We start from the raw sequence: 12222 nt of genomic DNA on the forward strand, positions 1-12222 counted from the left end.
TGTGTGATAAGTGCTTCTGAAAAATCGGACTTTATCTTAAAACATACAATAATTTAAGCTAGTAATTTTTATCATTAAAATTTTATAATTGACAAATGGCTGAATACAAACTTAAGGGTTATCTCGCCTGGATTTCTGTTTGCATTGTTTGGGGAACAACTTATCTGGCTATCAGAATTGGTGTTGCTCATATTCCACCAATGCTGTTTGCAGGAATAAGATGGATAATTGCCGGAGTAATTTTTGTAAGTGTGCTAAAACTTTCTCACAAAAAATTTCCTCCGCTTAAAGACTTAAAACATATTGCTGTGATGGGCTTATTGATGTTGGGATTTGGGAATGGTTTGGTTGTTACCGGAGAACAATTCATTAGCAGTGGATTGGCAGCTCTGCTTATTACAACCGTTCCATTCTGGATTGTTGGATTTGATTCACTTGCCGTTAAGAAATCAGTTTTTAATAAATTTATTATTTCCGGTTTACTACTTGGTTTAGTTGGAGTAAGCGCAATTTTCGGAGATAACTGGAAGGATTTATTTAATAAAGATTATCTAATCGGAGTACTCAGTATTCTCGGAGCTGTAATAGCGTGGTCTCTTGGTTCAGTTTATTCAAAGCATAAAAAGATAAATGCACATCCGTTGATGAGTGCTGCCGTTCAGATGCTTGTTGCAGGTATAGCACAAACTTTACTTGGAATTATTCTTGGAGAAATTTCTCAGGTGAAGATAAATCAGGAAGGAATCTATTCGCTTTCCTATCTGATTGTTTTTGGTTCGATATTAGGTTATGGCTCATACATTTATGCGATAGAACATTTACCACTTTCTTTGGTCTCAACTTATGCTTACATCAATCCTATAATTGCTGTATTTCTTGGCTGGTTTGTTTTGAATGAGAAATTAAATTTCTATATGATAATTGCAGCTATTCTAATTATTGCAGGTGTTATGTTAGTAAAGAAAGGAAGTGAAGTAAATTTAGTCAGGAAGTTGTCAGGCACTCAATCGAGCACCTGACAACAAAATGAAATTAAAGGTTAATATTCATCTCTTTTAGAAGAAAATCCGCTTTGCCAATTTTCTGAACAACCCAAAGTACAAATCTTATATCAACTCCGATTGAACGACTATATGTTTCATTCCAGGCATAATCATTTATTGTAGCTTCAAAACATCTGTCGAAGTTTACTCCGACTAATCTTCCATAAGCATCCATAATCGGACTTCCTGAATTTCCGCCGCTTGTATCAGTGTTATAAATAAATGCAACCGGTACATCATTCAGTTTTGGATGAATGAATTTTCCAAAATCTTTTTTAGCATAAACTTCTTTAATCTTTTCGTAAATTCTGTAATCACCACCTTCAAAAGATTTTTCAATCATTCCTTTCAATGAACTTATTGGAGAGTAATAAACAGCATCTCTTGGTGAATATCCTCTTACATAACCAAAAGTTAAACGCAATGTGCTGTTTGCATCTGGAATAAAGTTTTTATTTAACCAGATTCTCTTGACTTCATTAAATTGTGCAAGCAGGATATTCGATTTACCATCTCTTATTTGTTGTCTTTTTTGCTCTTCATTCTTTAACTGATAAAGTTGGTTTGCTATTTTTATTAAATCATCATTAGAATTTTCAACAGTAAAATCTTTATCAAATAATCTTTCGATGAATCTTTCTTTATCAGCTATAAAAGTATTCGCGAAAAGTTTATTTACATATTCTTCTTCATTTACAACACTTCTAAAAGAAGAAAATGGTTCTATATTTTTCAGCTCATCAAATTCTGATGCATCACCGTAAATCTTCATAAAAATCTGTGGTTCAAGATCAGCTTTTCGATTCTTATAAATATTTTCAATTTCAGCAATCAGTTTATCTTTGTTCGATTCTTTGTAATTGGATTTTCTTTCACTTTCATCTTTCAATTGTTCGGTTTTATAATCTACGAACAAATCCGCAAGTCTGTAATAAGACACATAGTTTCTTAAAAAATTCAATACAAAAAGTCTTCTTCCGCTTTCAAAAACATCATCATAAAGTTGATTTATTTCATCAGGAAGTTTTCCATATTTTGATTTGAGTTCCTGATTTGAATTTATAAACTTCAAAAGATTTTTTTCTTCCTCAAGTTTTCTGTTAATCAAATCAAGATTTCTTATTCCCTGAATTTTACCACGATAATTTTTTTCCGTGTTTGCCAATCCCTTAATGGTTGAAGAAATTTTTAACGCAAACTCAGGATCGTTCTCACCTCGTTTTGTATAAAGATTGATAAGCCAGGAGAATAAATTCTGAATGTAAGGTAGCTGATATTTATAATGATATTCGACAAATCTTGCAGGCATATTTTTGTAAGTTCTTCCGGGATAACCAAGAATGAAAACGAAATCCTCCTCATTAATTCCATTTGGATTAACTGTTAAAAATCTTTTTGGTTTAAAAGGTACATTATCTTTTGAGTATTTTGCCGGAGAGCCATCAGGTGCAACATAAGCACGAACAAAAGAAAAATCACCTGTGTGTCTTGGCCAAATCCAATTATCCGATTCGCCACCGAATTCACCAATTGATCTGGGTGGAACATATACAAGTCGGATATCATTAATCATTTTATATCTGAACAGAACATATTGTTCGCCAACAAACATTTCTGATACTTCTGCTTTAATTGTGCTGTCTTTTGATTCTTCTCTCTTCACAATTTCTGATATCTTATCCGAAATTGCTTTTGCCCTTTTTGAAATATCATCAACATTCTCCGCTGCCTGAAGTACTTCAGAACTAACATCTTCATAAGAAACAGTTATTCGTGCAGTTAAACCTTCGGCGGGAATTTCCTGCTCTTTCGTCTGAGCTACAAATCCATTTTCAAGATAGTTGTTTTCAATTGTGCTTGCTCTTTGCACTGAACCAAAAACACAATGATGATTTGTAATTATTAATCCTTCGGGTGAAACAAAAGAACCAGTGCAGCCACCAAGTCGAACTAACGCATCAACGAGACTGGCACCATCCGGATTATACAATTCATCAACAGAAATTTTTAGACCTTTCTCATTAAGATTTAATTTTCGGATATCACTCAAAGGATACATTCCTTCATCCGGTTTGGGAGGAATGAAGGCAAATGAAACTATTATCGCTATAGATGTGAGAAGAAAGCTGATTCGTTTTAAGAGATTATTTTTCATCGTAATTATTCCTGTTATTTATCTTTCTAAATATAAATTGATGATTACTTTTAGAAAAAATTTTATACTCTTTTACCAAAGAATTCCCTTGCCTTTATATTTGTATATAGTTAAATAGTGCCAGAAAATTTGGAGAAATAATGAAAAGAATATTTTTAATTCCGGCAATTTTAGTCCTAATCATTTCATCTTTTAGTTATTCTCAAAACACCTATGAGTTTCTTAAACTTGATATGAGTGCCAGAGCAGCAGCGCTCGGAGGCAGTTTTGTTGCCAATAATGATGATCCTGATGTTATCTTTTATAATCCTGCCGGTATTAGTATGCTTGAAAATAATCCCGTTTCATTTTCATTCGTAAAACATTTGATGGATATAAATCTTGCAAGTGTTTCTTTCTCTACAGAGTTTGAAAATTTAGGTAGATTTGGTGCTGCAGTCAGATATATAAATTATGGAAGCTTTGATGAGGCAGATGAGTTTGGAAACAGAACCGGAGAATTTGGTGCAGGCGAGCTTGCTATGATTGTCGGATATTCCAATTTACTCGATGCAAATTTTTATTATGGTGCTAATGTAAAATTCATTTATTCGAGTATAGCTGATCGCTCGTCAAATGCAATTGCTGCGGATTTGGGATTGCATTACACTATACCAGAACAATTTATAAATATCGGATTTTCAATTTTAAATCTTGGTTCACAGATATCAAGTTATTACAGTCTTAAAGAAGAACTTCCATTGGATGTAACGATTGGTATTTCAAAAAAGCTTGAAAAAATTCCTGTAAGATTATCACTTGATTTTCACAGATTGAATGAGGATAGAGAAAACTTTACGCAGAGATTTAAAGCATTTTCAGTGGGAACAGAAATTAATCTAAGCAAAGTATTAACTCTTCGCCTCGGTTATGATAATGAAAGAAGATCAGATTTGAAGATTGGAACCACAGCAGGCATTGCAGGATTTAACATAGGACTTGGAGCAAAAATTTCAGAATATAATTTTAATTATGGTTATTCATCACTTGGATTGGTTGGCGCATTGCACAGAATAGGAATTTCAACTTCGTTTTAAGTTTTGAAAGCCGTAGGTTAATCAGCTTACGGCTTTTTAACCTTTTAATCTTTTCAGATTCATTTCAGCAATAGAATGTGAATTTCCCCAATCACGCATTTTAAGTAATTGTTCATAATAACTGATCGCTTCTTCAAAAAGTTTCTTTGCTTCACTTATTTGTGCAAGATACAGAATTGAGTTTATTAGAAATCCGGATTCTTCTTCTTTATCAATCTGTTTAGATATTTCAGCACATTTTGACAAATAAATTTTTGCCGAATCGAGTTCATTGTTCAATTTGTAATTGTATCCAACATAATAATTAGCTTCGCGAAGTGCCACAGGAAAGTTATATCCGTAATAATTTTCATTTGCTTTTCTTAGAACATCTTTGAACAGTGAATCAGCAAGTTGCATTTTCCCTTGTCGCACATAAATTCTTCCAAGCCATCTTTGGAATGTAGGATTATCCGGGAAATCATCAAGAAGAATTTTAGCAAACTCTTCCGCCTGCCAGGGATTAGATTCATAACGATAGTAAATAGTCATCAGAAAGTATCTCGCTTCGTACTTTGCATACTTTCCATTGAATGCAGTGTTTCTTAATTGCTTCAGACCTTCTTCTTTATTTCCACTTGGGAAAAAAATCATGAGCGGTTTTATCATTGGATATTCTTCAGGAATCACAGCAGCATAATAATTATAGATTCCAAAGCCAAGCTGAACATCAAGATTATTTGGATCAAGTTTCGAAGCCCTTTCAACAATTGGCAAAGCTTCCCTTCCGTCATCAGCAGCTTTAAGCCAGCTTTCACGCAATGATCGTAATCTTCCGCGAAATCCGATTGAACCTCCTTTGAAGAACAGCGCCTCAACATTATCAGGCTCTTTTTCTAAAATTTTATCGCATTGAAAAATTACATCTTCAAGTTTCTGAAAGAAAATTTCGTCGTGGGATTCATTTTCAACATCGAGCAGAATTTTCCACCAGTCAATCATTGCAAGAAAAAATCTTCCGGCAGGATGATTTGGATAATCAGCAATCAGTGAGCGAAATGTTTTTTCTGCATCTTCAAATTTGATATTATAGATTTGCTTTATTCCCAATTCAACACGAGACTCAAAATCTGATTGCTGTGCAAATAAATTGGTCAACAAAAAGATAAACAGGATGATTTTTTTCATAACCTAAAAAATTTTGAATTAAATTTTTGAATGATTAGTCAGATAAACAAGTGAAAAATCAAATACAAACAAGAAGCCTCCGAAATTATTAAGACCTCGGAGGTTTCATTATTGACTGCGCAAAAAAGAGCGGACAACTTCACCCGCTCTTTATAATTTTTCACAAAGAGTTTAGAATCTTTTCTGATTAAGTTCCAAAAACATAATTGTCATTCTGAGGAGCGAAGCGACGAAGAATCTTCCTTCCAACAAATCAGAACAAAGAGTGACAAATAATTCCTGGACTGTTAAATTAATTTCATTTTTAATCTCCTTTTTTTTTCAATTTCTTTTTCCAACTATTATAATTGCTTTATGGTATATTGCATTCTGTACCTTTGTTCCGACTCCTACTATAGTATTCAGTTTTGAATCAGCACCATACAATGCTGATGTTGATGTGAAGTCTATATATACTTCTCTTTTATTTATTCCATTGTAATGATTAATGCTCGAGCTTGTACCAACCGTATAAACATCATTTGACTTTTCTCCCTCTATCCGATATACTCGTCGGGGTATTGGAAATAAATATTTTGTCTGATTATTTATTCCTAAGGTCTCTCTATATATGCCTCTGTTACTTGAAAGAAATAAATTATTGTCTATTACTTTTGAACTGTATATTATATTTCCGTATGGATCGGTGCCATTTATTTTATTGTTATACCAAACTGTTCTTGTTTGATAATTTGTTAGTCTCAATAGCACACTCTCACTCTGATCTAAAGAGTAGCCACTAATAAACAAATCATTATTATTTCCGGATACAGACTTTAAGTTCACAGTCGTCCCGCTTTCTATCTTCGTCCACTTACGTCCATCCCAGTGCGCTATGTTGCCATTATTACCTACTGCAAATAAATTCTCACTCGAGCTGCCCCAGAGTTTGTTGATTGATACTGGTGTACAAATTGGCTCTGATTGGCTTTGCCCATTCCATCTTACCACTTGAGAACCATCCATTCCAATCCAAATATCATTCGGTCCGAAAGCAAAAATTGATTTTGCAGGATACGAACCCATACTTTGTTGACCACAAAAAGTATAAAAATATATCCTCTTCAATTCCCACTTAGTTCCATCCCAATGGACTGCGTTGTATGCGTTCGGGTCAGGGTTGCCGAGTGAGTCAAGCATATAAATCTCACCAACCGCCCAGATGTTGTTTTCATCTATTATCGCTACATCGTAAAGCGTGCTGCTGCTGTGCTGCCCAAACTCCCAGCTCTGCCAGGTAAAGTTGTGGCTTGTGGTGTCCATTGTCGTTACCGTAAGCTCATTGCTTGAATGCCTGCCTTCGGCAGGTAAACCTGAATGATTGAATGGTTGAATGCCTGCCTTCGGCATGTAAAGCTGAATGGTTACCTGAAATTTGTATGTTTGGTTTGGTAGTAGTGAGTCAACATATAACACCGTGTCTGCACCCAACAGGTTGATTGTTTCAGAAAGATTACCGTCTTGCAGCAGATTTACTGTTGCTGGCAATTGGAGATTTGTGGTTGTCAGTTTTATCCAAGCTTCTGTGCAACTTACATCTTCAAGTTCAAGTTTAAGCTCTGCCTCAAGCTTTGGCTCTGTGGTTTGCTTGCAACCAAATAGCAGTATAGTCATACTTAAAAAAAGGAATAACTCAACAGAGCGTAGAAATGGTTGAGTGATTGAATGAATGAATGGCTGAATGAATGGTTGAATGACTGAATGATTATTAAATTGATTGATTGACTTATAAAAGGATAATATTAGCATTAGGATTTCTCCGTTGCTGTTATCAATAATACAAACACTGTGCAAAAGAAAATTAGTTTATCGTTGCTTCAAAAACCAGATAAATTTAAAGATTCCTCACTTCGTTCGGAATAACTTAATAAATTTTTTCAGAGGTTTGTGAACTCAGAATGTTGTAAAAAAGTTTGACGATAGATTTGTTGACAAGCTGATTAAAAGGAAAACAAAATTGTCATTTTGAGCAGCGAAGCAACGAAGAATCTATATTCTACGAACATTTTAGAATCTTCATTGTAGGGTTCGGACTCTGTCCGAACCGCAACAATTCAACACATCAGGAACGAACAGGAGTTCGTTCCCTAAAAAAAGTTTAAAGTGGGATTACAATATTATTTTATCATTCAAATATTTTGATAACTGATCAACGCTTACTCTTTCCTGCAACATTGAATCACGATCACGGACAGTTACAGTTCTGTCTTCGAGAGTTTGTGTATCAACAGTTATGCAGAACGGAGTTCCTGCTTCATCCTGCCTTCTGTATCTTCTTCCGATTGCACCTTTATCATCATAAAATACTTTAAAATTCCGTCTGAGATCTTTTTCGATTTCACGGGCAATCTCCGGCATTCCGTCTTTATTAACTAAAGGAAAAATTGCGGCTTTTATCGGTGCAAGTTTAGGATGGAATTTAAGAACTGATCTCATTTCACCATTAACTTCTTCTTCATAATAAGCATCAATCAGAAAAGCCATAAAACCTCTGCTTGCACCGGCGGAAGTTTCGATTATATACGGAATATATTTCTCTTTAGTCTCATCATCAAAGTACTTTAATGATTTACCTGAGTATTCTTCGTGTCTGCTTAAGTCAAAATCAGTGCGGTTATGAATACCTTCAATCTCTCCCCAGCCAAAAGGAAATTCATATTCAATATCTGTTGCTTCTTTTGCGTAGTGAGCCAGTTTATTTGCAGGATGATCGTGATAACGAAGTTTATTCGGATTCATACCAAGAGATTTATACCACTGAAGTCTTTCGGCTTTCCAGTAGTCGTACCATTGTTTATCATTTTTCGGATTTACAAAGAACTGCATTTCCATCTGTTCAAATTCTCTTGTGCGGAAGAGAAAATTCTTTGTGTTGATTTCATTGCGAAATGCTTTTCCGATTTGTGCTATTCCAAAGGGTAATTTCTGTCGTGCAGAACTTTGAACATTAAGAAAGTTGACGAAAATTCCCTGTGCGGTTTCAGGTCGCAGGTAAACAACCGCACTGCTGTCTTCAACAGGACCGATAAAAGTCTTGAACATCAGATTAAATTTTCTTGCATCAGTAAATGAATTCAGATTACCACATTGAGGACAATTTAATTTTGAAAGAAGTAACTTACCTAAATCGTTATCTTCAAGAATAAGATTAAAAGGATCTTCATCGCCTGGTTTGGCAAGTTTATTTTCCAGTTTTTCAAGTAGCACTGAATTGTCTTTAATTTCAAACTTCAAATCATTAAGTGCTTTTTCTTTTTTCTTATCGCTTATCGAATCACCAAGAACATCAAGTCTGAATCGGGCTTTACAAACTTTACAATCAATCATTGGATCAGTAAAATTCTCAACATGTCCCGATGCTTCCCAAACTCTCGGATGCATAAGAATAGCTGCATCAATCCCTTCTACATCTTCACGGAAAGTCATAGCTTTCCACCATTCTTCTTTTATATTTCTGAGGAGCTCAACACCAAGCGGACCATAATCCCAGCAACCGTTTAATCCGCCATAAATTTCACTTGATTGAAATACGAAACCTCTTCGTTTTGCTAGAGAGACAATATTTGCAACTGCATCTGCAGGTTTATTTTTCTTATCGCTCACAAAATACTCCTGATTTTTAATTGGTTGCGAATATAAGAAAACAGCCGGTAATTTCTTAGTGAGCTGATACTTGTTTAAATAACCTTTTAGTACATAGGTTTGAATGTCGAAGGAAAAAATTTTTTACAGGAGAGTTATGTTAAAGAAAATCCTACCTAAGGAAGAGAAATACTTTGAAGATTTCAAAGAAATGATCTTCCACATCGAAGAGATGGCAAAATTTAATAAAGAGCTTTTTGATGCTGAAGTACCGGATAAGAATAACTTCCTCAAAATGAAACCACTTGAAGTCAGATGTGACGAAATTTCCTCACGAATTACAAAGCGACTTAATAAAACTTACATAACACCATTTGACAGAGAAGACATTTTTGCTTTGGTAAAACGACTTGATGACATCAGTGATATGCTTTTAGGAGCTGCAGCCCGTGTTGATACTTTTGTAATTGATAAAAAAATTAATCACGCTGACAGAATGGCTGCAATCGTTCAGGAACAGATAAACGAACTCGGTGTAGCAATTCAGGATTTGAAAGTCAAAAGAATAAATGAGATGAAAGCAGTTAAAGACCTTGAATCGGAAGCTGATCGTGTTTATCAGACTGCAATGAAAGAATTATTTGAACAGGAGACAAATGCAATTAATCTTATTAAGAAAAAAGAAATTCTTGACTTGCTTGAGAGAATTTCAGACAGATGTCAATCAACTGCAAATGTAATCTTATCAATTTTCCTGAAGAATACCTGATGACAACAATAGTTATAAGTATTGTTCTCCTCGCATTGATTTTCGATTTCTATAACGGAATGAACGATGCTGCAAACTCAATTGCAACAATAGTTTCAACCAGAGTGTTGACTCCCTTACAAGCAGTCGCCTGGGCTGCATTTTTTAATTTTGCAGCTGCATTTTTCTTCGGAGTAAGTGTTGCAACTACAATCGGGAAAGGCATTGTTGATGTAAACATCGTTGATAACTATGTGATTTTTTCCGGCTTAGTTGGTGCGATTCTTCTGACTGCAACAGCAACGCATCTTGGATTACCAATTAGTGTCTCTCATGCAATAATAGGAGGTTATGGCGGTGCTGGTTTAATCAAAGCCGGAATTGATGCAATCATCCTTTCAGGATATATAAAAGTTTTAATTTTTATTATTCTGGCTCCAATACTTGGGTTAGTTATAGCTTTATTTTTTTCTGTTGTTACTCTTTGGATAGTAAAAAATATGCCTCCCCGCAAAGTTGATAAATATTTCAGAAAACTTCAGTTAGTTTCAGCAGCAATTTATAGCTTAAGTCACGGTTCAAATGATGCGCAAAAAACTATTGGAATAATTACAGTCATTTTGTTTACAAATGGTGTGTTAGGAAATACTTTTCATGTTCCTTTCAGTGTAGTGTTACTAAGTCACAGTGTTATTGCACTTGGAACTTTGGTTGGAGGATGGAAAGTTATCAGAACATTGGGAATGCGCGTAACTAAACTTACTCCGTTCGGAGGATTCAGCGCAGAAACATCAGCGGGATTGACTATAATCGGAGCAACTATTTTTGGAATTCCCGTAAGTACAACTCACACTATAACTGGTGCAATAATCGGAGTTGGTGCAACAAAATCTCTTTCAGCAGTCCGTTGGGGTGTTGCAAGAAACATTTTATGGGCGTGGATTCTCACTATACCGCTTTCAGCACTGTTTGCTATGCTTACTTACGAAATATCAACTAAAATCGGAAGTTGGTTTTAATTTAATTTTATTCATAAACAACAGCTGAAAGATATCCTACCACTTCCGATTTGTCACCTGTTACATCGCCGGAATCGGTTCGTTTCAATACTTTTGCTTTGTTATAATTTTTAAGAGCAGCAGCTTTCATCATTGCAACAATCGGTCCGCCACCACATGCTTCACAACGATGTGAATCCAAATCTTTCTGAAGTTGTTCATAATCAAAATCATTAATTCTTTTTTCAACTACCGAATCAAGTTGATTTGCCTGGTTTGCATTATAGAAATGTGATAGATCAGAACTTGCAATAATAATTGTTTCCTCATCCATAACTTCAGCTAATTTTCTTGCAAGCTCATTTACGAATACACTACTTTGGTCTCCCATAACCAACGGAACAATTTTAAAATCTTCCAGCACAGATTGCAGAAAAGGTATCTGAACTTCGAGAGCGTGTTCTCTTCGATGACCTTGAATTCCTCTGAAAATCAGTTTACTCCCTTCAACAAGCTTGTTAGCTTTCTCTTCATCAATTTCAACTACACCGAGTGGAGTTTCGTAAGCATCACCGTCATAAACAGAAATTCCGGGAAAATATTCGGAATGGCTTGGTGAAATCACTATTGCAGTTTTATAGTTTTTCCCTTTCAGAATATTATAAGCATAAGCAGCGGTTTTGCCTGAGTACATATAACCTGCGTGCGGTGAAACAATACCAACAATTTTGTTAAATGATTTTTCAGTTTTTGTTTCATCAAGCATTCTTTGTATTTCATTGTGAAGTGTAACGGGATCAGCAGGATAAAAGTAACCGGCAACATGTGGTGGTCTTATTTTTTTCATAGCTCCTCCTTAAAATCATCTTCAGAAAAAACTTCTGCCGTAAAAGTTTTGATTTTCAAAACCCGTTCTTTCCAGTAATTACCATACAATCCGGCTTTATGACAAAGTGCAGTAAGAAATTCATCTCTTGTCATATTATGTTCAGTGGCGACTTGAGGAAGAAGTAAACCTCTGCCTCCTTCCTCAAGCAGCAAACCATGTTTACCAATAATAATATCATCATAAGATTTAATTGGAGTGAAATTTCCTAAAACAGAAATCTCAATTTTAATTTTATCAAATTCTTTTTCTGTTAATGAAGGAAACCTTGGATCGTTAAAAGCTGCTTGAATTGCAGCATCACAAACTGTTTCGAATAAAGGCCCTTGTCCGATTATATAACCAATACATCCGCGAAGTTGTTTATTAATTGTAAGAGTTACGAATGCACCTGATTCGGATTTCAGTTCGGGGAATTTTTCATAATCGGGTTTTGCCGGTTCCTTTCCACCAAACATTGTTCCTATTGATTGTCGCGCAGCTTTGAGCAAAAAAATTTTTGCTTCTTTGGAGATGTTCATAGTCACC

Annotated in this window: 10 protein-coding genes; 4 read left to right on the forward strand and 6 right to left on the reverse strand. The window is 35.0% G+C overall.

Annotated features, from left to right (window positions below):
- Positions 1 to 95 precede the first annotated feature (95 nt).
- Positions 96 to 1019 carry an EamA family transporter gene (locus Q0X14_RS07630; RefSeq protein WP_297844702.1) on the forward strand — a complete coding sequence of 308 codons (924 nt, stop codon included), beginning with the start codon at positions 96 to 98 and terminating at the stop codon, positions 1017 to 1019.
- A 13-nt stretch (positions 1020 to 1032) separates the two neighbouring features.
- Here Q0X14_RS07630 and Q0X14_RS07635 read toward each other — a convergent pair whose 3' ends face one another.
- Positions 1033 to 3198, reverse strand: coding sequence for a S46 family peptidase (locus tag Q0X14_RS07635; RefSeq protein WP_297844704.1), 2166 nt, complete (start codon positions 3196 to 3198; stop codon positions 1033 to 1035).
- A gap of 140 nt (positions 3199 to 3338) precedes the next feature.
- On the opposite strand from Q0X14_RS07635, the gene porQ reads away from it, so the two are divergent.
- Positions 3339 to 4274, forward strand: a complete 936-nt coding sequence (porQ, locus tag Q0X14_RS07640; protein ID WP_297836585.1) for a type IX secretion system protein PorQ — start codon at positions 3339 to 3341, stop codon at positions 4272 to 4274.
- Between the two features lie 36 nt (positions 4275 to 4310).
- On the opposite strand, the gene Q0X14_RS07645 is transcribed toward porQ, so the two are convergent.
- The 3 genes from Q0X14_RS07645 to Q0X14_RS07655 form a co-directional block, all read right to left on the reverse strand.
- A complete protein-coding gene (locus tag Q0X14_RS07645; RefSeq protein WP_297836587.1) occupies positions 4311 to 5441 on the reverse strand; it encodes a tetratricopeptide repeat protein in 1131 nt (376 codons plus the stop codon).
- A gap of 321 nt (positions 5442 to 5762) precedes the next feature.
- Positions 5763 to 7229, reverse strand: a complete 1467-nt coding sequence (locus Q0X14_RS07650) for a glucosyl transferase (protein WP_297836589.1) — start codon at positions 7227 to 7229, stop codon at positions 5763 to 5765.
- Between the two features lie 360 nt (positions 7230 to 7589).
- Positions 7590 to 9083 carry a glycine--tRNA ligase gene (locus tag Q0X14_RS07655; RefSeq protein ID WP_297836591.1) on the reverse strand — a complete coding sequence of 498 codons (1494 nt, stop codon included), beginning with the start codon at positions 9081 to 9083 and terminating at the stop codon, positions 7590 to 7592.
- Positions 9084 to 9219: 136 nt separating this feature from the next.
- Between Q0X14_RS07655 and Q0X14_RS07660 the strand changes: the two genes are divergently transcribed.
- The gene (locus Q0X14_RS07660) at positions 9220 to 9831 is read left to right on the forward strand and encodes a DUF47 family protein (protein ID WP_297836593.1); all 612 of its coding nucleotides are present in this window, start codon (positions 9220 to 9222) and stop codon (positions 9829 to 9831) included.
- Positions 9831 to 10829, forward strand: a complete 999-nt coding sequence (locus Q0X14_RS07665; RefSeq protein WP_297836595.1) for an inorganic phosphate transporter — start codon at positions 9831 to 9833, stop codon at positions 10827 to 10829. The genes Q0X14_RS07660 and Q0X14_RS07665 overlap by 1 nt, the downstream gene beginning before the upstream one ends.
- Positions 10830 to 10836: 7 nt before the next feature.
- Here Q0X14_RS07665 and amrB read toward each other — a convergent pair whose 3' ends face one another.
- Positions 10837 to 11655, reverse strand: a complete 819-nt coding sequence (gene amrB, locus Q0X14_RS07670) for an AmmeMemoRadiSam system protein B (protein ID WP_297836598.1) — start codon at positions 11653 to 11655, stop codon at positions 10837 to 10839.
- Positions 11652 to 12215, reverse strand: coding sequence for an AmmeMemoRadiSam system protein A (gene amrA, locus Q0X14_RS07675; RefSeq protein ID WP_297836601.1), 564 nt, complete (start codon positions 12213 to 12215; stop codon positions 11652 to 11654). Before amrA ends, amrB begins: the two co-directional genes overlap by 4 nt.
- Positions 12216 to 12222 lie beyond the last annotated feature (7 nt).

It is taken from the genome of Ignavibacterium sp. (genome assembly GCF_025998815.1).
GTDB lineage: Bacteria > Bacteroidota > Ignavibacteria > Ignavibacteriales > Ignavibacteriaceae > Ignavibacterium.